Here is a 19,076-nt window from a genome sequence, read left to right as displayed (position 1 = left end):
TTCTGTCTGGCTCATGCGGATATGAGGCGATATTTGCCGGGCGATTGCAACGCTTTCCTCGCCGGCTTTCCTGTCGGGGCCGGGGGGACCCGGGGAGGGCCGGCGACGGGCGGATGGCGGGGATGCGGGCTCATTCCTCGGACAGGCCCAGCCCCACCAGCGCCCTTTGCCGGGCCAGCGCCGAATCGCGGTCGTTCACGCCGAGAAGCCCCGCGACCAGCCGCACGAGCGATTCCTCGTCGGCGTTGCGGTTTCCGTCGGCATAGGCGACCTCCCACATGGCGGCGATGATCTCCTGCCGGTCCAGCAGGTCCACCCGTTCCTTGATGATGCGGGTGAAACGCACGGTATCGGGGGCCTCGGCCTCGATCATCTCGGCCGCCGCGCGCCGTTCGGCTGCCTCGGCGGCGCCAAGGCCCCGGCGCCGGGCCAGCACCTGGTCGATGCGCTGCTGCTCGGCCTTGCCGTAGTGATCGTCGGCGCGGGCCAGGCGGACCAGCAGGGATGCGACGGCGACCTCGGCATCCTGCCCGTGCAGGTGCGAGGATTCGGGGGCGTCGATGAAAAGGCGGCTTAGAAGATTGCGGAACATGGCCGGATATTAAGGCATTTTCGCGCCGCAACAATATGGCGGGCGAAATTTGTCAGGCAGGTTCCCAGCCCTCGACGATGGCGAGGTCGGCGACCGAGCAGGGCTGCCGCAGCGCCAGCGCCGCCTGGTATTCCGGACTGTGATAGCAGGCGCGGGCGGTCTCCAGGTCGGCGAATTCGACCACCACGGTGCGGGGGCGCATCTGGCCCTCGACCACCTCCAGCGCGCCGCCGCGCACCAGGAAGCGCGCGCCGTATTTCCGGAAGGCCGCCGCATTGGCCTGGCGATAGGCCTCGTATGCGGCGGGGTCGTCGACCGTGACATGGCCGATCCAATAAGCTTTGGGCATGGCTGGCTCCTTGCGGCTGTTGCGTGCCGATCATGCCGCGCAAGGGCGCAGCCGCAAGCCCGATCCCGCCCTAGTAACGTTGCGGCACGTAGAGCTCGGGCGGCAGCACCTCGCGCTCGTAATCCGGGTTGAAGACCCGGTCGGGCAGGGTGATCTCCTCATGCGGCACCGGCTCATAGGGGACCATGGTCAGCAGATGCGCCATGCAGTTCAGCCGCGCCCGCTTCTTGTCGTTGCCGGGCACGATATACCAGGGGGCCTCGGGGATGTTGGTGCGCTCGAACATCTCTTCCTTGGCCTTGGTGTAATCCTCCCAGCGGACGCGGGATTGCAGGTCCATCGGCGACAGCTTCCACTGCTTCAGCGGGTCGTGGATGCGCATCAGGAAGCGCATCTGCTGTTCCTCGTCGGTGATCGAGAACCAGTATTTCACCAGCCGGATGCCGGAACGCACCAACATGCGCTCGAATTCCGGCACGTCGTCGAAGAATTGCTGCACCTGGTCCTCGGTCGCGAAGCCCATCACCCGCTCGACCCCGGCGCGGTTGTACCAGCTGCGGTCGAAGAGCACGATCTCGCCCCCCGCCGGCAGGTGCGGCACGTAGCGCTGGAAATACCATTGCGTCTTTTCGCGGTCCGAGGGCGCGGGCAGCGCCACCACGCGGGCGACACGCGGGTTCAGCCGCTGGGTGATGCGCTTGATCGCGCCGCCCTTGCCGGCGCTGTCGCGGCCCTCGAAGATGACCACGACCTTTTCCTTGTGATGCGCCACCCAGTCCTGAAGCTTGATCATCTCTGCCTGAAGCCGCAGCAGCTCGCGGAAATAATCGGCGCGCGGCATCTGGTCGGGATGGGTCTGGCGATAGATGCGCGCGATCTCCTGCGACAGGACGGCGTCCTCCATCTCGATCTCGAAATCCTCGTCGAGCGTGTCCTGAAGTTCGGCTTCGAGCCAATCCTTGGGTGTCTGGTCCTGCATGGGGATCTCCTGCTGCGCTTGCCCGCGATCTAGCCTCGCAATGTGACAATCCGGTGTCATGGCCGCGCGGCCCGGCTAGAACAGCCCGGCGCAGTCGCGGATGATGCCAAAGGCGAAGCCGCCGCCGCTGGCATCCGCCACCGTGCCGCACCAGCGCCCGTCGCTGGAAAACAGGCTCTTGCTGCCCCTGGGCCGGTAGGCGACGCGCTTGCCGGTCACGGTGAACAGGTTCAGCGTGCCCGCGCCGTTCGGCGCGTAATAGCCCACCACCGTGCCGTCCGAGGTGAAGATCACCCGCTTCTCATTGGTCGGGTTGCGCGGCGAATTGGCATAGCTCGATCCGCTGTTGGCCGAGCTGGCCGCAGAATTCGCCGCCGCATGCGGCGAGTTCGACTGCCGCGCGGGCTGGTTCTGCGGCGCGCCGGGGCCAAGGTCGAAGGGCAGGCGCGTCTGGTCGAGCAGGAACAGCGGCGCATCCGCAAGCGCGGGGGCGGCGCAAAGCATCAGGATCGGCAAGGCAAGGCGCATGTCGGGACCGTTCGTCTGGGTCCCGGCATTATGGCGCGGTGCGGCGGCTCAGACCAGCCGCTCGTTCTCCATCGCCGCGCGGACGAAGCCGGCGAACAGCGGCGCGGGCTCGAAGGGCTTCGACTTCAGCTCGGGATGCGACTGCACGCCGATGAACCAGGGATGGTCGCGGTATTCCACCACCTCGGGCAGCCGCCCGTCCGGCGACATGCCCGAGAAGCTGAGGCCCGCCGCCTCGAGCTGCTCGCGGTATTTCGCATCCACCTCGTAGCGGTGGCGGTGGCGGTCCTCGATCTCCAGCGCGCCGTCATAGACCTCCGAGATCTTCGAGCCCGGTTGCAGCACGGCGGTATAGGCGCCCAGCCGCATGGTGCCGCCCTTGTCGTCGGTCAGCTTGCGCTGCACGGTGTAATTGCCCTGCACCCATTCCTTGAGGTGATAGACGACCGGCGTGAAGCGGGTCTTTCCGGCCTCGTGGTCGAATTCCTCGGAGCCCGCGTCGGGCATGTCGGCAAGGTTGCGCGCCGCCTCGATCACCGCCATCTGCATGCCCAGGCAGATGCCGAGATAGGGCACCTTCTTCTCGCGCGCGTAGCGGGCCGCGGCGATCATGCCCTCGGTGCCGCGCTCGCCGAAACCGCCGGGCACGATGATGCCGTGATAGCCGTCCAGCAGATGCGCGCCTTCGCCCTCCAGCTTCTCGCTGTCCACCCAATCGGCCTTGACCCGGACGCGATTGGCCATGCCGCCATGGGTCAGCGCCTCGGCGATGGATTTGTAGGCATCTTCCAGCTGGGTATATTTGCCGACCACGGCGATGCGGACCTGGCCCTCGGCATTCTCCAGCCGGTCCATGACGTCTTCCCAGCGGCTCAGGTCGGGGCGCGGGGCGGGACTGATCTGGAAGGCGTCCAGCACCGCCTGGTCGAGGCCGGCGCGGTGATAGGCCAGCGGCGCCTCGTAGATCGACTTCAGGTCATAGGCCGGGATCACCGCATCGGGGCGGACGTTGCAGAACAGCGCGATCTTGGCGCGTTCCTTTTCCGGGATCGGCTGCTCGCTGCGGCAGACCAGCACGTCCGGGGCGATGCCGATCGAGCGCAGCTCCTTGACCGAATGCTGGGTCGGCTTGGTCTTCAGCTCGCCGCTGGCGGCCAGCCAGGGCAGCAGCGTCAGGTGCATGAAGATGCAGCGCCCGCGCGGGCGGTCCTGCGCGAATTGCCGGATCGCCTCGAAGAAGGGCAGGCCCTCGATGTCGCCGACCGTGCCGCCGATCTCGCAGAGCATGAAATCGACCTCGTCCTCGCCGATGGCGAGGAAGTCCTTGATCTCGTTGGTGACGTGCGGGATGACCTGGATGGTCTTGCCCAGATAGGCGCCGCGGCGCTCCTTCTCCAGCACGTTGGAATAGATGCGGCCGGAGGAGACCGAGTCGGTCTTGCGCGCCGAGACCCCGGTGAAGCGTTCGTAATGGCCCAGGTCCAGGTCTGTCTCGGCGCCGTCGTCGGTGACGAAGACCTCGCCATGCTCGAAGGGGCTCATCGTGCCGGGATCGACGTTCAGATAGGGGTCGAGCTTGCGCAGCCGGACGGTGAAGCCGCGCGCCTGCAACAGCGCCCCCAGCGCCGCCGATGCCAGCCCCTTGCCGAGCGAAGAAACCACACCGCCGGTGATGAAGATGTAACGCGCCATCGAGGCCCCCGTGAGAAATCCAATAGAAGATCGCGGCCCGAATCTGGGCGGCATCACGGGACTCGAGTCATATCCGATTTATCCCGTGGCCGCAACGGACCGCAAATTGTGGTAAGGGGCGCCTGTCGCGCCCCCAAGTTGTGGTGTCAGTTATTGGCCGGGGCCGGCGCATCCGCTGGCGCGTCCGGGGCCGGCGTCTCGGCCGGAGCCTCTGCCGCCGGCGGCGTCACCGGGGCGGTCGCGGGCGCGCTGCCCTCGCCCTCGGCGGGCGCGGCGGGCGTCTGGGCCGGGGTCTCGGTCGCGGGCGTGGGCGGCGTCACCGGCTGGCCGGCGCCCGGAACCACGGGCTGGCCCGCGCCGGGCGGCGGGGCGTAGTCGCCGATGCCGGGCAGGCTGGTCGCCGGCGCGGGCTGCGAGCCGCCGAGGTTCAGCTGGTCCACGATCGAGCCGCTGGAGGCGTTCTGCGCGGCGATCAGGGTCAGCGTCATCGAGGTGATGATGAAGCCGATGGCAAAGATCCAGGTCAGGCGCGACAGCGCGTTCGCTGCCTGGCGGCCGGTCATCACGCCGCTGCCTCCGCCGCTGCCCATGCCAAGGCCGCCACCTTCGGACCGCTGCAGCAGCACCACCCCGATCAGAAGCACGGCGAGGATCAGATGCACGGTAAGAACGACGTTTTCCACCACGGGGCCTTTCATTCAGCGACGCGCCTATCTAGTCACCAAGGCACGGATTGGCAAGCGGGGGCGGGCATGGGCGCGCTGATGATCCAGGGCACCGGGTCGAATGTGGGAAAATCCCTGCTGGTGGCGGGATTGTGCCGGGCGGCAAGGCGGCGCGGAATCGCCGTGGCGCCCTTCAAGCCGCAGAACATGTCGAACAATGCCGCCGTGACCCCGGACGGGGGCGAGATCGGCCGGGCGCAGGCGCTTCAGGCGCGGGCGGCGGGCCTGGCGCCCTCGGTCCACATGAACCCGGTGCTGCTGAAGCCCGAGACCGACCGGGCCGCGCAGGTGGTGGTGCAGGGCCGTGCCGTGACGCGGGCGGCGGCGGCGGATTACGGCGCGCTGAAGGCGCAGCTGATGGGCGCGGTGCTGGACAGTTTCGCCCGGCTGCGCGCCGCGCATGATCTGGTGCTGGTCGAGGGCGCGGGCAGCCCGGCCGAGGTCAACCTGCGTGCCCGCGACATCGCCAATATGGGTTTTGCCCGTGCCGCCGGCGTGCCGGTGGTGCTGGCCGGCGACATCGACCGCGGCGGCGTGATCGCGCAGGTCGTTGGCACGCAGGCGGTGATCGACCCGGAGGATGCCGCGATGATCCGCGGCTTCCTGATCAACCGCTTCCGCGGCGATCCGTCCCTCTTCGATGCCGGCCGCGCCTTCATCGCCGAGCGCACCGGCTGGCCGGACCTCGGCCTTGTGCCCTGGTTCCCCGATGCCGCGCTTCTGCCGGCCGAGGATGCGGTGGACCTGCGCCGCATCTCGGGCATGGGCGGGCTGCATATCGCCTGCCCGATGCTGTCGCGCATCGCCAATTTCGACGATCTCGACCCGCTCGCGGCCGAGCCGGGGGTGCGGCTGACCATGGTGCCGCCCGGTCGGGCCCTGCCGGGGGATGCCGATCTGGTGATCCTGCCGGGCACGAAATCGACGCGCGGCGACCTGGCCTTCCTGCGCGAGCAGGGCTGGGACATCGACCTTTTCGCGCATCTGCGGCGCGGCGGCCGGGTTTTGGGCATCTGCGGCGGCTATCAGATGCTGGGGCGCTGGGTCCACGACCCCGGCGGCCATGACGGCGACCCCGGCAGCACCCCCGGCCTGGGCCTGCTGGAGGTCGAGACCCGCATGGCGTCCGAGAAGCGGCTGACGCGGATCGCAGGCACGGCCTTCGGCCAGCCGGTCGAGGGTTACGAGATCCATATGGGCCGCACCGAGGGGCCTGATTGCGCCCGCCCCTTCGCCCATATCCCCGCGCCGGACGGCGCCACCAGCCCCGACGGCCGCGTCGCCGGCACCTATCTGCACGGGCTGTTTTCCGGCGATGCCTTCCGCGCCGCCTGGCTGGCCGGGTTCGGCGCCGCCTCGGCCCTGGATTACGGCGCCGGCGTCGAGGATGTTCTGGACCGGCTGGCCGTGCATCTGGAAGCGCATCTGGACATCGATGCGCTTTTCGCGCTGGCGCGCTAGAGGATCTCGGCCAGGATGCGCTCGGCCTCGACCTGACAGGGGGTCAGGCGGGCGCGGTCCTCGCCGGGGAAGAAGCGGGCGCGCAGCGCGGTCGGCATCGGTGCCGGCTCGGCGATGACCACGCGAGGACCGAGCGTCTCGTTCTCGGCCTGCCAGCTGCGGGCCAGGGCGATCTGGCCGGCCTTGGTGGCGCCGTAGCTGCCGAAGAACTTCTGCCCCGCCCGCCTGTCGTCGAAGAACAGTGCCGTGCCCTTGCGGGCGCGCAGCAGCGGCTCGATCAGCCCGATCAGCCCGCGCGTGGCGACGAGGTTCAGATCGACCGATTTCTGGAAATCCTTGCCGTCGATATGCCCGGCCGGCGACAGCGGTGCGGCATGGATCGCGCAATGCGCCCAAAGGTCCAGCCCGCCCCAGCGGCCCATGACGGCCTGCACCATCTGCACCATGGCCTCGGGCTGGCCGACATCCATCGGCGCCAGCGTCGCCGCGCCGCCGGCCTTGCGGATGCGGTCGTCCAGTTCCTCCAGCGCGCCGGTGGTGCGGGCGACGGCAAGGATGTGCCAGCCCCGGCCGGCAAGGGTTTCGGCCAAAGCGGCGCCAAGGCCGCGCGAGGCGCCGGTGATCAGCGCGATTTTGTCATGCTCGGTCATGGCGCCGATTTCGCATCCGCGCAGCGGTCGCGCAAGCCCCGAAGCGCAGCCTTCGCGGCGGGTGCGTCATCGTGCCCGTCCCAGGCAGCAGGCTGATCCGGCGGGAAAATTCCCCGGCCGGCCTCGGCCCGCTGCAGATCCGCCAGCGCCGACTGGCACATGCCCAGATCGAGCCATTGGCAGCCCGAGCAGATCCGGCCGAGATCCCCGGGCCGCAACCGCGCGGTGGCGCGGGCCTGCGCCTCGGCCCAGGTCATGCGCTGGCCCGAACGGATGCCGAGCGCGGCGGCATGGCGCCTGTCGAGCCGGCCGATCCGGTCGTCCGCGGCGCAGCCCATGCCGCGCCGCGACGGGCAGGGACGGCAGATCGCATCCGCCATGACGGTGAAGACCACCGGCGTCTGCGGATCGGCCCGCAGCCGCCCCAGCACGATGGCGTTCATGTTCTCGGTGAATTCCGGCGAATAGCCGCTGCCCCGCCAGCCGATCGCGCAAAGCACGTGATGCGGGCGCAGCAGAACGGCCCCGGAACTGTTCCGGGGCCGGTCCTGATCCTGTTCCCGCTCGCTCAGCGGGCGTCCAGCGGCTTGTAGTCCCGCCGCGGCGAGCCGACGTAGAGCTGGCGCGGCCGGCCGATCTTGTTCTGCGGATCGGCGATCATCTCCTTCCACTGCGAGATCCAGCCGACGGTGCGCGACAGGGCGAAGATCGGCGTGAACATCGAGGTCGGGAAGCCCATGGCTTCCAGGATGATGCCGGAATAGAAGTCCACGTTCGGATAGAGCTTCTTCGAGACGAAATACTCGTCCTCCAGCGCGATCCGCTCCAGCTCCTTGGCGACCTGCAGCGTCGGGTTGTTCTGGACGCCCAGAAGGTCCAGCACCTCGTCGGCCGATTCCTTCATCACCTTGGCGCGCGGGTCGAAGTTCTTGTAGACCCGATGGCCGAAGCCCATCAGCCGGAACGGATCGTTCTTGTCCTTGGCGCGGGCGATGAATTCCGGGATGCGCTCGACCGAGCCGATCTCGCGCAGCATCTCCAGGCAGGCCTGGTTGGCGCCGCCATGCGCCGGGCCCCAGAGGCAGGCGATGCCGGCGGCGATGCAGGCGAAGGGGTTCGCGCCCGAGGAACCGGCCAGCCGCACGGTCGAGGTCGAGGCGTTCTGCTCGTGATCGGCGTGCAGCGTGAAGATGCGGTCCATGGCGCGAGACAGCGCCGGATCGACATGATAGGGCTCGGCCGGGACCGAGAAGCACATGTGCAGGAAGTTGCTGGCATAATCCAGCTCGTTCCGCGGATAGACGAAGGGCTGGCCCAGCGAATACTTGTAGGCCATGGCGGCGATGGTCGGCACCTTGGCGATCAGCCGGATCGAGGCGATCTCGCGCTGCACCGGGTCGTTGATGTCGATCGAGTCGTGATAGAAGGCCGACATGGCGCCGACGACGCCGACCATGGTCGCCATCGGGTGGCTGTCGCGGCGGAAGCCGCGGAAGAAGTTGTGCATCTGCTCATGCACCATGGTGTGGCGCGTGACGCGGGTCTCGAAATCCACCAGCTGGTCCTGGGTGGGCAGTTCGCCGTAGAGCAGCAGATAGCAGACTTCCAGGTAATGGGACTGGTCGGCCAGCTGCTCGATCGGGTAGCCGCGATACCACAGCTCGCCCTTGTCGCCGTCGATATAAGTGATCGTCGAATCGCAGGATGCGGTCGAGGTGAAGCCGGGGTCGTAGGTGAAGACGTCCGCCTCGCTGTAGAGCTTGCGGATGTCGAGGACATCCGGTCCCGCAGTCGGGGACAGGACCGCGAGTTCGTAGTCCTTGCCCGCGAGATGCAGTCTTGCGGCTTTCTGTTCTGCCATTCCCAGTTCCTTTCACCTGTCTCCGGCCCTCGGGCCGGGTGATGGGCGCGGGTCTCAGCCCGCCTGATCCTGCAGCCGGGCCAGCGTTTCATCGCGGCCAAGCGCCAACATCATATCGAACACGCTGGGGGTCGAACTGCGCCCCGCGAGGGCCGCACGAAGCGGCGCCGCCACCTTGCCCAGCCCCAGCCCGTGCGACTCGCCAATCCGCTTGGCCGCCGCCTCGAGTTCGTCGCGCTCCCAGCTAGCATTCTGCACCGCGGCAGTCAATTCGTTCAGTATACGACGGGATACAATATCCAGCGCGGCTGCCGCCTTCTCCTCGACCTGGACCGGGCGGCCGATCAGCGCGAAATGCGCCTGATCCAGCAGCGCGGGCAGGGTTTTCGCCTTGGCCTTCAGCGCCCCAAGCGCCGGGCGCAGCCAGGAGATCTGCCGGTCGTTCAGCGGTTCGGCGCCGGTTGCGGCGCGGAAGGCGGCGATTTCGTCCAGCAGCTCGGCATCGCTCATCCGCGCGATATGCCAGCCGCTGACATGTTCCAGCTTCTTGAAGTCCAGCCGGGCGGGGGCCTTTCCGATGCCGTCGAGGTCGAACCAGGCCCGGGCCTGCGCGTCGTCGAAGAGCTCGTCGTCGCCATGGCTCCAGCCCAGCCGCGCGAGATAGTTGCGCATGGCCGCCGCCGGATAGCCCATCGCCGCATATTCGTGCAGGCCCACGGCGCCGTGGCGCTTGGACAGCTTCTTGCCGTCGGTGCCGTGGATCAGCGGGATATGGGCAAAGACCGGGATCTCCCAGCCCATCGCCTGATAGATCTGGATCTGCCGCGCGGCGTTGGTCAGGTGGTCGTCGCCGCGGATCACATGGGTCACGCCCATGTCGTGATCGTCCACCACCACCGCCAGCATGTAGGTCGGCGTCCCGTCCGAGCGCAGCAGCACCATGTCGTCGAGCTGCGCATTGCCGAAGGTCACGTCGCCCTGCACCGCGTCATGCACCACCGTCTCGCCATCGCGCGGCGCCTTCAGCCGGATCGCATAGGGCGCATCGGGAAGGCTTGCCGGATCGGCGTCGCGCCAGGGCGACAGGAACAGGGTCGAGCGGCCCTCGGCCTTGGCCCGTTCGCGAAACGCCTCGATCTCCTCGGCGGTCGAGAAGCATTTGTAGGCCGTGCCGTCCTCCAGCATGGTCCGGGCGACCTCGGCGTGGCGCTCGCGCCCGGCGAACTGGCTGACCGGCTCGCCGTCCCAGTCGAGGCCGAGCCAGCGCAGGCCCTGCAGAATCGCCTCGGTCGCCTCGGGGGTCGAGCGGGCGCGGTCGGTATCCTCGATGCGCAGCAGGAACTTTCCGTCCCGGCCGCGGGCATAAAGCCAGTTGAACAGCGCCGTCCGCGCCCCGCCGATATGCAGGTAGCCGGTGGGCGAGGGGGCGAAACGGGTCACGACGGGGCGGGAATCAGTCATCGGGGGTCCGGTCAGTCCAGAAAACAGGGGCATTGGCTGTGCCGTTAACCGTTTCGAAAGGGACGGCATGCCAATCTTGGCGCCAGAGATACGCAAGTGGCACGACAAGGACAAGTTTCGGTGACGGAATCGATGAACGCCTCGCTGATACGGCGGCCGGCATCGCCTGCTCGCGGCGGGCGGCGGGCGGCGGCTGCGCGCCGGCCTTCGGTCACTATCCGGGCCGGGCTTCTGCCCTGGATGCCCGTCTGGCTTTCGCTGGGCATCGGCGGCTGGTTCCTGCTGCCGGACGAGCCCGGCGCCGGCTTCTATTCGGCGCTGGTGCTGGTTGGCGGGCTGTGCCTGTTGCTGCCGGTCCTGGCGATGCGGCTGGCCGATGCCGGACGGCTCGGCTGGATCTGGACCGACCGGCTGCGGCTGGCGGCCCTTGCGCTGCTGGTGGTCGCCCTCGGGGCCGGGCTTGCCGGGCTGCGGGCGCATATGGTCGCCGCCCCGGTGCTGGAATTCCGTTATTACGGCCCGGTCGAGGGGCGGGTGATCGGCATCGACCGCTCGGCGCGCGACCGGATGCGCCTGCTGCTCGATCAGGTGCAGTTGCAGCGGGTGCCGCCCGGGCGGACGCCGGCGCGGGTGCGGATCTCGCTGCTTGAGCCGGGGGACCTGCCGGTTCCCGGCCAGCGCGTGATGCTGACCGCGCATCTCGGGCCGCCCTCCGGCCCATCCGAGCCGGGCGGGTTCGATTTCCGTCGCCTGGCCTGGTTCGCGCGGCTGGGGGCGGTGGGCTATGCCCGCACGCCGGTCCTGACCGTCGAGCGGCCCGCCGAGGGTGGCACCCTGGCGCTGCATCGCATCCGCATGTCGCTTTCCGAGGCCATACGCGAGCGGATCGGCGGCCAGGCCGGCGCGGTCGCGGCGGCGCTGATGACCGGCGACCGCTCGGGCATCGCCGAGCGGACCAACCAGATCATGCGCGATTCGAATCTTTATCACATCGTGTCGATCTCGGGCCTGCACATGAGCATGCTGGCCGGATTCGTTTACGCCGCGCTGCGGCTCTCGGGCGTGGCGATGCAGGGGGTCGGCGGCCCCCGCGCCCTGCCGGCGCACAAGCTCGCAGCGGCGGGGGCGCTTGGCGCCTCGGCGCTCTATCTCTGGCTTTCGGGCGGCGGGGTGGCGACCGAGCGGTCCTTCATCATGGTGGCGGTGATGCTGCTGGCGATCATCGCCGACCGCCGCGCGGTGTCGCTGCGCACCGTCGCCGTCGCCGCAGGCATCGTGCTGGTGCTGACCCCCGAGGCGCTGACCGAGCCCGGCTTCCAGATGAGCTTTGCCGCCACGGTGGCGCTGATCCTGGTGCAGGAGCCCTGGATGCGGCTTTCCACGCGGCTGCCTTGGTGGACACGGCCGGCGCTGATGCTCTTCGTCTCCTCGTTCGTGGCCGGCATGGCGACCGCACCCATCGCGGCCGCGCATTTCGGCCGCATGACGCAGTATGGCCTGCTGGCCAACATGATGGTCGTGCCGGTGGTCGGGGTGCTGGTGATGCCCGGCGGCGTCTTCGCCGCGTTGCTGGCGCCGCTGGGCCTGGCACAGCCGGCGCTGTGGCTGATGGGGCTGGGCACCCGCTGGATGCTGGCGGTCGCGCAATGGATATCGGAACTGGAGCGCTCGGTCACATTGGTCCCGGCCGCGCCGCGGCTCGTCCTGCCGCTGATGGCGGCCGGGGCAGCGATGATCCTGCTGGGGCCGGTCGGCGGCGGCGGGCGGCGCGCGCTCCTGCTGCTGCGGCGCGCAACGGGCGGCGTGCTGCTGGTCGCCTCGGCTTTGCTCTGGCTGGGCGCGAAGCGGCCCGACATCCTGATCTCGGCCGAGGGCGACGCGGTGGCGGTGATGACGCCGGCGGGCAGGGCGCCCTCGAAGGCGCGAGGAGGCAGCTTTGCCGTTGCGAATTGGCTCGAAGCCGATGGCGATGCCGCAGACCAGACCGCCGCGGCTGCGCGGCCGCTCTGGCAAGGCACGGCCTCGGACCGCTGGGCAGAGCTCGGGCAACCCGACGGGCGGGTGCCGATCCGGCATCTGACCGGCAAGGCTGCGCGGGGCGATGCCGAAACCCATTGCCCTCCGGGCGGCATTCTGGTGGCGGACGGCAATCTCGCGACAGGCACCGGTTCCCCGCCATGCCTGGTTCTCGACGCCGCCTATCTGCGGCGGCACGGGGCCTTGGCGATATTCCTCGGCGCCGATGGGCTTGCGCTTGTCTCGGCCGATGGAACGGGGCGCGGGCGGCTTTGGCACTGACATGCCGCGACGGCGGATTTTCAACCGGATCTGAAGAAATGCATGGTCTCGTCAATCGTTGCATCGAATTGTTCATGCGCGGCACTTACGGTCCGGGCCTTTGGGAAAAGGTCACGCGCGAGGTCGGCGTCGATCCGGAAGGCTTCCTGACCTGGAGCACCGGCCCCGACAAGGTCACCTATTCGATCGTGATCGCCTCGGCCCGATTGCTGGACAAATCCGTGGGCGAATTTCTCGAGGATATCGGGGCCTGGCTGACCCGGCAGGAGGATATCCGCAGATTGCTCCGCTTCAGCGGTTCGACCTTCGAGGAATTCGTCGAATCCCTGCGGGAACTGCCCGGTCGCATCAGGCTGGTGATCCCGGATTTCCAGCTCCCGGCCCTGGCGGTCACCTCGCCGACGGCCGGGCGCTATCACATCGCGGCAAGCGCGCATCAGCCCGGCCTGCTGCGCGTGGTCGCAGGCATGCTGCGCGGCATGGCGGATGACTATGGCGCGCTGGCGATCATTTCCGTGATGCGCGACTGCATAGACATTGACGTCGCCCTGTCCGACTATTCCGGGAAACGCCGCTTCGTGCTTTCCCATCCGCAGGTGGCGTCTTGATCGAGGTCCGGCTCGATATTCTTCGGCAGGTGGCGGCCCTCATGCCGATGCATCTGGCCATAGACCGGCGCGGCCGCATCCTGTCCCGGGGCAAGACCCTGGAGAAGGTGGTGGGCAATGCCGCGAGGCTGGACGAGGTCTTCGCCTGCACCGACCAGATCGGCCAGAGCATCGGCTTTGATCGGGCATTCGCCCGGCTGGGCTCGGGAGAGCGGGTGTTTCTACAGATGAAGCGCCATCAGGGGATTTCGCTGCGCGGCCAAGGGGTCGCGCTGTCGTGCGACCTGATCGTCCTGAACCTGGGATTCGGCATCGCGCTGTCCCTGGCCGTCCGCGAGTTCGGGCTGACGGATTCCGATTTCCCGCCCTCGGATCTGGCCATCGAATTCCTGTTCCTGCATGAGGCCAACCGCGCTGCGCTGTCCGAACTGTCCCGGGTCAATGCCCGCCTGGAACGGGCGCGGGAGAATGCGCAGATCCTGTCGATTACCGACCCCCTGACCGGCCTTTTGAACCGGCGCGGGTTCGAGGCCGAATTCGCGAGGGCCTTCGAGCAGCGCGAGGACAACCCCTTCGCGCTCGTGCATCTGGATCTCGACCATTTCAAGGAGGTGAACGATCGTCTCGGCCATGCCGCGGGCGACCGTGTGCTGACCGAGGTCGCGGCGGTCCTGTCTTCCGAGGTCCGGACCAGCGACAAGGTTTGCCGCGTCGGCGGGGACGAGTTCCTGCTGCTGATCTTTTCGCATCGCGCGCGCGCGGACATATTGCGGGTCTGCCGGCGGATCATCGAAAGGATCGAGGCGATGCGCTTTCATCCGTCCTCGGCCCGGGTCTCTGCCAGCATCGGCGTGGCGGTTTCCGACCTGCTGTCCCAGGCCCGGCCTGATCTGCTGTTCGACATGGCGGATTCGGCGCTGTATCACGCCAAGTCGAACGGGAAGGGCAAGGCGCTCCTGTGGGGCGGCCCGACGAAGGCAGTAGGCGCATGACAGCGCAGGCCGGTGCTCTGCCGCTTGGTCACGGGATCGTCTGCAGTTGGAGTTTCGGCTAGGTTCCCCTGGCCGGATCACGTGCGGTCTGCCCCTCCAGGCATACCCGTGATCCACGACGATCCTGCTGCCTGTCAAACTAATGACGGCACAGGCGAAAGTCTGGGTCAGCGACCATAATTTAGATTTAACAAAGACTTAGATGAATTGGCTGGGGCGGTAGGATTCGAACCTACGGTACACGGTACCAAAAACCGTTGCCTTACCACTTGGCCACGCCCCAACTGTGGGGGCGTATCTAGCCAAGGCCGTGCAGGGGCGCAAGAGGCAAAACGGAAAAATCTTGTGGCCCCGGCGCAGGCACTCTATGCGCCGCGCATGGAACAGGTGGACACAGTCATTCTTGGCGCCGGCGCGGCCGGGCTTTTCTGCGCCGGCTCGATCCTGCAGCAGGCGGGCGAGGGGGCGGGGCGGGTCGTGGTTCTGGATCACGCCCGCGCGCCGGGCGAAAAGATTCGCATCTCTGGCGGTGGACGCTGCAACTTCACCAATCTTGCGACCGCGCTCGACCGCTTCGTCTCGGGCAATCCGCGTTTCGCGGCCTCGGCGCTGGCGGGCTTCACGCCGGCCGATTTCCTTGCCATGGTCGAAGCATCCGGCATCGCCTGGCACGAAAAGACGCTCGGCCAATTGTTTTGTGACGACAGCGCCCGGCAGATCATCGACATGCTGCTGCATCGGATGCGCGGCGCCGAGTTGCGTCTCGAAACTGCAGTGCAGCAGGTCGAGCCGGCGGGGCAGGGCTTCCTGGTCGGGACGGCACGCGGGCCGCTGGCGGCACGCCGGGTGGTGGTGTCGACGGGGGGAAAGTCGATTCCCAAGATGGGCGCAACGGGCATCGGCTACGAGATCGCCGCCCGGTTCGGGCTTTCGCTGATCGAGCCGAGACCGGGGCTGGTGCCGCTGACCTTCGCCCAGCAGGACCTGGACCTTTGCCGGCCCCTGGCCGGGCTGTCGGTCCTGGCCGAGGTCAGCCATGGCAGCGGCCGGCGGCGCCGTCTGTTCCGGGACGGGCTGCTGTTCACCCATCGCGGGCTGTCGGGGCCGGCGATCCTGCAGATCTCGAGCTTCTGGCGCCCGGGAGAGGATATCACCGTCGATCTGGCCCCCGACGCGGATATCGCCACCGGCCTGCGCGAGATCCGCGGCCAGGGCGGCCGCCTTGCCGTGGCCACGGCGCTGGCGCGCTGGCTGCCCGCGCGGCTGGCCGAGGCGGTCTCGGCCGAGGTGGGCCTGGCCGGGGCGCGGCTGGCGGATCAGGGGAATGCCGCGCTGGACCGGCTCGCCGCGCGGATCAACCGCTGGAATCTGCGGCCGGTCGGCTCGGAAGGCTGGCGGACGGCCGAGGTCACGGTGGGCGGGGTCGATACGCGGGCGCTCGATTCCCGGACCATGCAGGCAAGATCCATTCCCGGGCTCTATTTCATCGGCGAGGTGGTCGATGTCACCGGCTGGCTGGGCGGTTACAACTTCCAATGGGCCTGGGCCTCCGGCCATGCGGCGGCGCGGGCCATCGCGGCCGGCTGATCAGCCCATCACCGGGTCAAGCTTGGCCAGCGCGTCGAAGCGCATCAGCGAGGCGATCAGTGCCGGCATCCGCTCGAGATGGATCATGTTCGGCCCGTCCGAGGGCGCGTTGTCCGGATCCTGATGCGTCTCGATGAAGACGCCGGCCACGCCGATCGCCACCGCCGCCCGCGCCATGACCGGCGCGAATTCGCGCTGCCCGCCGGACGAGCCGCCCTGACCGCCGGGCTGCTGCACGGAATGGGTCGCGTCCATGACCACCGGCCAGCCGGTCCGCGCCATGATCGGCAGGCTGCGCATGTCGGCGACCAGCGTGTTGTAGCCGAAGCTGACGCCGCGTTCGGTCAGCAGGATGCGTTCGTTCCCGGTCGAGGCGACCTTCTCGGCAACATTGGGCATGTCCCAGGGCGCCAGGAACTGGCCCTTCTTGATGTTCACCGCCGCCCGGGTCTCGCCCGCCGCCAGCAGCAGGTCGGTCTGGCGCGACAGGAAGGCCGGGATCTGGATGATATCGACCACGGCTCCGGCCAGGCGCGCCTGTTCGATATCATGCACATCGGTCAGCACGGGACAGCCGATGCGGCTGCGCACCTCGTCCAGCATGCGCAGGCCTTCGTCGATGCCGATGCCGCGCCGGCCCTTGAGCGAGGTGCGGTTGGCCTTGTCGTAGCTGGCCTTGAACACGAAGCCGGCCCCCGCCTTGGCGCAGGCCCCGGCGACGGTCTCGGCGATCATCAGCGCATGGTCCAGGGTTTCTAGCTGGCAGGGGCCGGCGATCAGCACCAGGGGCAGATCGTTTCCGAAAGTGACGTTGCCGATCGGGACATGTTTCATGAGGATACCTGTTCGCGCAGGATCGAGGCGGTCAGCGATAGCATCAGATAGATGCCGGAAAACACCAGGAAGGCCACGATCGTGTTCTGGAAAGCCTTGGGATAGGTCGCCTCGTCCGGCGGCACCGGCGCCACCGAGAGCGAAAGATAGCGGACCTGCTTGTTCGCCTCGATCCGCGCGTTCTCCATCTGCGCGGCGGCGGCGGCCAGCAGCTCCTGCCGGGTCAGCAGGTCGGATTCGGCGATGCGGATCTCGCCCGAGATGGCGGCCAGCGAGCCGCGGGCGCTGTTGCCCTCGGTCAGCTGGCTGCGGGTCTGGGCCAGCATTTCCTCGAGCCGGCTGATATCGCCGGTAACGCCGGCGACGCGGCTGGGATTGGGACGGGCGTTGGATTGCAGCTGCCCGAGCTCGAGCTTCTTCTCGGCCAGTTGCCGTTCGAGTTCGGCGATATGGCCCATGATGACGCCGCCCTCGGCCACCGGGTCGAGCACCCCCAGCTTCTGCTGCAACTCCTGCACGCGGCGCTGCGCCTGCTGCACCTTGGCCTCGGCATCCTGATAGCTTTCGACCGCGCCCTTCATCTGATCCTCGCGCAGGCGGGCCGTCATCTGGTCCACCTGTTCTTCGGCATATTCGATCAGCGCCAGGGCGAAATCCTGCGAAAGCTGGGGATTTGGCGCAATCACCTCCATGTTCAGCACCCCCTCGGTCGGATCGTAGCCGATCTTCACCGAGTTGCGATAGAGCTTGTAGGCCTGTTCGTTGCTCGCCACGGGCGGCAGGCGCAGGATGGGGTCGATGGCCGGATCCTGGAAGGCGCGCTTGAATCCCAGATCCTTGTCGAGACGCATCATCGCGTCGCGCGAGGTCAGATAGCTTTGCACCGAGATCGAATCGGGATTGGTCGCCAGCTGCGTGCCGCTGAACAGCCCGCCAAGGCTGCCGGCGCTGGATTTCTCGGCCTGCTGGATCTGGAACTGCGACACCGTGGCGTAAAGCGGCGTCGCGACGAAGAAGTAATACCAGCCCGCGATCAGCGTCGGCAGGGCGACGAAGGCGGCCAGCCGCGCCAGCAGCATCAGCAGCTTGCGCCGCCGCCGGCGGGCGATGTCCTGCTGGATGCGGATGATCTCGGCGGCGCGGCGATCCTCGGTCAGCGCCTCTCGCGAGGGAAGCTGGGTCGTGCCCGGCGGCAGCGGCGTGATCTCGGTCCCGCGGCCGCGGCGGGCGGGGCTGGAGTTGCGGGTCGGCACCGGCATGTTGGCCGAGGGCGAGGCCGCGCCGGCCTGCGCCTGCGCCTGGGCCCGCGCGCCCTCTTCCGAGAGGATCTTGCCCACCGAGGTGCGGTGAAAGGGATCGATGCCGCGGTCGCGCAGCATGACGATCGCCTCGTAATCGGATTCGACCTCGATCTCGTGCATGGCGGCGATGCGGCGGGCCATGCGCAGCTGGCGGTCGGTCAGGTTCTCGGCCCGCACCGCGGCGATGCGTTCGGCCATGGGCGTCGTGTCCTGGAGCGCCGCGCCTTGGGGTGTCGGGCCTTGGGGCGCCGTGTCCCGGGGCGCGGGCGTCTCGGCGCCGGGAAAGCGCATGTCGCCGAAACCGTCATCGTTGCCGGCGAAAAGCTGCTCGCCCGCCTGTTCGGGCGGGGCGGCCTGGCTGCGCCTGTGCCGTTCGACCTGCACCTTGCGCGCCGTTTCGACCGCGTCACCGTCCTGGCTGACCGCCAGAACAGATTCCTCGCGGCTGATGCGATAGGCGCGGGCCTTAGGCGGTGTAGTCATAATACTGCTTGGCCTCTTCGAGGGTTTCGAACTGATATAACCTGCCGTCGCGCAGGACGGCAGCGCAATTGCAGAATTTTTCAATGGTTTGCGCCTGATGCGACACCACCACCACGGTGGCGGATTTCAGGCGGTCGTAAAGCACCGAGCCGGCCTTGCGGTTGAATTCGGCATCCGTGGTGCTGGGCATGCCCTCGTCGATCAAATAGACGTCGAATTCCAGCGCCAGCATCAGCGAAAAGGTGAAGCGCGCCCGCATGCCGGCGCTGTAGGTGCCGACGGGCATGTCGAAATATTCGTCGATATCGCAGAGCCAGCGGCAGAAGGCCTCGACATAATCCGGGTCGAGACCATAGATGCGTGCGATGAAGCGCGCATTCTCGTTGGCGCTGAGCGTCGCGGTGATGCCGCCCATGAAGCCCAGCGGGAACGAGACCCGGCAATCGGTGCGGATCGTGCCTTCGTCGGGCTTTTCCAGGCCGCACATCATGTTGATGATCGTGGTCTTGCCAGTGCCGTTCGGCGCCAGGATGCCCATCGACCGCCCCAGGTCGATCCGGAACGAAGCACGGTCGAGGATCACCTTGCGCTGGGTCCCGGTCCAGAACGACTTGGAGACATTGTCGAATTCGATCATCTGGCCGTCCTGATCCCCGCACGCCGCGCAGGCTGGCA

At 68.0% G+C, this 19,076-nt stretch carries 18 protein-coding genes and 1 tRNA gene; 5 read left to right on the top strand and 14 right to left on the bottom strand.

Annotated features, from left to right (window positions below):
* Positions 1 to 130: 130 nt before the first annotated feature.
* The 6 genes from LOS78_RS04200 to secG all read right to left on the bottom strand — a co-directional run bounded on the left by LOS78_RS04200 (position 131) and on the right by secG (position 4,838).
* A complete protein-coding gene (locus LOS78_RS04200) occupies positions 131 to 592 on the bottom strand; it encodes a TerB family tellurite resistance protein (protein WP_028711113.1) in 462 nt (153 codons plus the stop codon).
* 52 nt (positions 593 to 644) lie between these two features.
* On the bottom strand, positions 645 to 941 hold the full coding sequence (locus tag LOS78_RS04195) for a DUF1330 domain-containing protein (protein ID WP_230375617.1): 297 nt from the start codon (positions 939 to 941) through the stop codon (positions 645 to 647).
* Positions 942 to 1,011: 70 nt separating this feature from the next.
* Entirely contained in the window at positions 1,012 to 1,920 is a 909-nt protein-coding gene (gene ppk2 / locus LOS78_RS04190; RefSeq protein WP_230375615.1) for a polyphosphate kinase 2, read from the bottom strand.
* Positions 1,921 to 1,995: 75 nt separating this feature from the next.
* A complete protein-coding gene (locus tag LOS78_RS04185; RefSeq protein WP_230375590.1) occupies positions 1,996 to 2,448 on the bottom strand; it encodes a hypothetical protein in 453 nt (150 codons plus the stop codon).
* Between the two features lie 48 nt (positions 2,449 to 2,496).
* Positions 2,497 to 4,140 carry a CTP synthase gene (locus tag LOS78_RS04180; protein ID WP_028711109.1) on the bottom strand — a complete coding sequence of 548 codons (1,644 nt, stop codon included), beginning with the start codon at positions 4,138 to 4,140 and terminating at the stop codon, positions 2,497 to 2,499.
* A gap of 146 nt (positions 4,141 to 4,286) precedes the next feature.
* On the bottom strand, positions 4,287 to 4,838 hold the full coding sequence (gene secG, locus LOS78_RS04175; protein WP_371824692.1) for a preprotein translocase subunit SecG: 552 nt from the start codon (positions 4,836 to 4,838) through the stop codon (positions 4,287 to 4,289).
* A gap of 54 nt (positions 4,839 to 4,892) precedes the next feature.
* Here secG and LOS78_RS04170 point away from each other — a divergent pair, with 54 nt between their 5' ends.
* Positions 4,893 to 6,326, top strand: coding sequence for a cobyric acid synthase (locus LOS78_RS04170; RefSeq protein WP_230375582.1), 1,434 nt, complete (start codon positions 4,893 to 4,895; stop codon positions 6,324 to 6,326).
* Here LOS78_RS04170 and LOS78_RS04165 read toward each other — a convergent pair.
* The 4 genes from LOS78_RS04165 to gltX all read right to left on the bottom strand — a co-directional run bounded on the left by LOS78_RS04165 (position 6,323) and on the right by gltX (position 10,298).
* Positions 6,323 to 6,976 (bottom strand): SDR family oxidoreductase, encoded by a 654-nt coding sequence (locus LOS78_RS04165; RefSeq protein ID WP_028717593.1) that lies wholly within the window; start codon positions 6,974 to 6,976, stop codon positions 6,323 to 6,325. The genes LOS78_RS04170 and LOS78_RS04165 overlap by 4 nt on opposite strands.
* The gene (locus LOS78_RS04160; RefSeq protein ID WP_230375581.1) at positions 6,973 to 7,476 is read right to left on the bottom strand and encodes a DUF1284 domain-containing protein; all 504 of its coding nucleotides are present in this window, start codon (positions 7,474 to 7,476) and stop codon (positions 6,973 to 6,975) included. Before LOS78_RS04160 ends, LOS78_RS04165 begins: the two co-directional genes overlap by 4 nt.
* Positions 7,477 to 7,544: 68 nt before the next feature.
* Positions 7,545 to 8,837 carry a citrate synthase gene (gene gltA, locus LOS78_RS04155; RefSeq protein WP_028711105.1) on the bottom strand — a complete coding sequence of 431 codons (1,293 nt, stop codon included), beginning with the start codon at positions 8,835 to 8,837 and terminating at the stop codon, positions 7,545 to 7,547.
* A gap of 54 nt (positions 8,838 to 8,891) precedes the next feature.
* Positions 8,892 to 10,298, bottom strand: a complete 1,407-nt coding sequence (gene gltX, locus LOS78_RS04150) for a glutamate--tRNA ligase (protein WP_230375572.1) — start codon at positions 10,296 to 10,298, stop codon at positions 8,892 to 8,894.
* Positions 10,299 to 10,538: 240 nt separating this feature from the next.
* On the opposite strand from gltX, the gene LOS78_RS04145 reads away from it, so the two are divergent.
* The 3 genes from LOS78_RS04145 (at position 10,539) to LOS78_RS04135 (ending at position 14,196) form a co-directional block, all read left to right on the top strand.
* On the top strand, positions 10,539 to 12,596 hold the full coding sequence (locus LOS78_RS04145) for a ComEC/Rec2 family competence protein (protein WP_230375566.1): 2,058 nt from the start codon (positions 10,539 to 10,541) through the stop codon (positions 12,594 to 12,596).
* Between the two features lie 74 nt (positions 12,597 to 12,670).
* Positions 12,671 to 13,204, top strand: coding sequence for a heme NO-binding domain-containing protein (locus LOS78_RS04140; protein WP_230375564.1), 534 nt, complete (start codon positions 12,671 to 12,673; stop codon positions 13,202 to 13,204).
* A 41-nt stretch (positions 13,205 to 13,245) separates the two neighbouring features.
* Positions 13,246 to 14,196: a GGDEF domain-containing protein gene (locus LOS78_RS04135; protein WP_230375555.1), complete on the top strand. Its 951-nt coding sequence runs from the start codon at positions 13,246 to 13,248 to the stop codon at positions 14,194 to 14,196.
* Positions 14,197 to 14,404: 208 nt separating this feature from the next.
* On the opposite strand, the gene LOS78_RS04130 is transcribed toward LOS78_RS04135, so the two are convergent.
* A tRNA-Gln gene (locus tag LOS78_RS04130) sits at positions 14,405 to 14,479 on the bottom strand.
* 95 nt (positions 14,480 to 14,574) lie between these two features.
* Here LOS78_RS04130 and LOS78_RS04125 point away from each other — a divergent pair.
* Positions 14,575 to 15,783: an NAD(P)/FAD-dependent oxidoreductase gene (locus tag LOS78_RS04125; protein ID WP_230375553.1), complete on the top strand. Its 1,209-nt coding sequence runs from the start codon at positions 14,575 to 14,577 to the stop codon at positions 15,781 to 15,783.
* On the opposite strand, the gene kdsA is transcribed toward LOS78_RS04125, so the two are convergent.
* From kdsA to LOS78_RS04110, 3 genes are read right to left on the bottom strand one after another with little or no spacing between them, the layout of a single operon-like run.
* Positions 15,784 to 16,617 carry a 3-deoxy-8-phosphooctulonate synthase gene (gene kdsA / locus LOS78_RS04120; RefSeq protein WP_230375550.1) on the bottom strand — a complete coding sequence of 278 codons (834 nt, stop codon included), beginning with the start codon at positions 16,615 to 16,617 and terminating at the stop codon, positions 15,784 to 15,786.
* Positions 16,614 to 18,401 (bottom strand): capsule biosynthesis protein, encoded by a 1,788-nt coding sequence (locus LOS78_RS04115; protein WP_230375547.1) that lies wholly within the window; start codon positions 18,399 to 18,401, stop codon positions 16,614 to 16,616. Before LOS78_RS04115 ends, kdsA begins: the two co-directional genes overlap by 4 nt.
* Complete coding sequence (locus tag LOS78_RS04110) at positions 18,385 to 19,038, bottom strand: ABC transporter ATP-binding protein (protein ID WP_028714290.1); 654 nt, start codon at positions 19,036 to 19,038, stop codon at positions 18,385 to 18,387. Before LOS78_RS04110 ends, LOS78_RS04115 begins: the two co-directional genes overlap by 17 nt.
* Positions 19,039 to 19,076: the final 38 nt, after the last annotated feature.

This window comes from Paracoccus sp. MA, from assembly GCF_020990385.1.
Lineage (GTDB): Bacteria > Pseudomonadota > Alphaproteobacteria > Rhodobacterales > Rhodobacteraceae > Paracoccus.
Note: the sequence above shows the minus strand (reverse complement) of the source record. Positions and strands in the feature narration are given on the sequence as shown.

What these genes read in the sequence shown, in the direction of transcription:
- LOS78_RS04200 (WP_028711113.1), bottom strand. Translation starts at nt 592, where the DNA reads ATGTTCCGCAATCTTCTAAGCCGCCTTTTCATCGACGCCCCCGAATCC.
- LOS78_RS04195 (WP_230375617.1), bottom strand. Translation starts at nt 941, where the DNA reads ATGCCCAAAGCTTATTGGATCGGCCATGTCACGGTCGACGACCCCGCC.
- ppk2 (WP_230375615.1), bottom strand. Translation starts at nt 1,920, where the DNA reads ATGCAGGACCAGACACCCAAGGATTGGCTCGAAGCCGAACTTCAGGAC.
- LOS78_RS04185 (WP_230375590.1), bottom strand. Translation starts at nt 2,448, where the DNA reads ATGCGCCTTGCCTTGCCGATCCTGATGCTTTGCGCCGCCCCCGCGCTT.
- LOS78_RS04180 (WP_028711109.1), bottom strand. Translation starts at nt 4,140, where the DNA reads ATGGCGCGTTACATCTTCATCACCGGCGGTGTGGTTTCTTCGCTCGGC.
- secG (WP_371824692.1), bottom strand. Translation starts at nt 4,838, where the DNA reads ATGAAAGGCCCCGTGGTGGAAAACGTCGTTCTTACCGTGCATCTGATC.
- LOS78_RS04170 (WP_230375582.1), top strand. Translation starts at nt 4,893, where the DNA reads ATGGGCGCGCTGATGATCCAGGGCACCGGGTCGAATGTGGGAAAATCC.
- LOS78_RS04165 (WP_028717593.1), bottom strand. Translation starts at nt 6,976, where the DNA reads ATGACCGAGCATGACAAAATCGCGCTGATCACCGGCGCCTCGCGCGGC.
- gltA (WP_028711105.1), bottom strand. Translation starts at nt 8,837, where the DNA reads ATGGCAGAACAGAAAGCCGCAAGACTGCATCTCGCGGGCAAGGACTAC.
- gltX (WP_230375572.1), bottom strand. Translation starts at nt 10,298, where the DNA reads ATGACTGATTCCCGCCCCGTCGTGACCCGTTTCGCCCCCTCGCCCACC.
- LOS78_RS04145 (WP_230375566.1), top strand. Translation starts at nt 10,539, where the DNA reads ATGCCCGTCTGGCTTTCGCTGGGCATCGGCGGCTGGTTCCTGCTGCCG.
- LOS78_RS04140 (WP_230375564.1), top strand. Translation starts at nt 12,671, where the DNA reads ATGCGCGGCACTTACGGTCCGGGCCTTTGGGAAAAGGTCACGCGCGAG.
- LOS78_RS04135 (WP_230375555.1), top strand. Translation starts at nt 13,246, where the DNA reads ATGCCGATGCATCTGGCCATAGACCGGCGCGGCCGCATCCTGTCCCGG.
- LOS78_RS04125 (WP_230375553.1), top strand. Translation starts at nt 14,575, where the DNA reads ATGGAACAGGTGGACACAGTCATTCTTGGCGCCGGCGCGGCCGGGCTT.
- kdsA (WP_230375550.1), bottom strand. Translation starts at nt 16,617, where the DNA reads ATGAAACATGTCCCGATCGGCAACGTCACTTTCGGAAACGATCTGCCC.
- LOS78_RS04115 (WP_230375547.1), bottom strand. Translation starts at nt 18,401, where the DNA reads ATGACTACACCGCCTAAGGCCCGCGCCTATCGCATCAGCCGCGAGGAA.
- LOS78_RS04110 (WP_028714290.1), bottom strand. Translation starts at nt 19,038, where the DNA reads ATGATCGAATTCGACAATGTCTCCAAGTCGTTCTGGACCGGGACCCAG.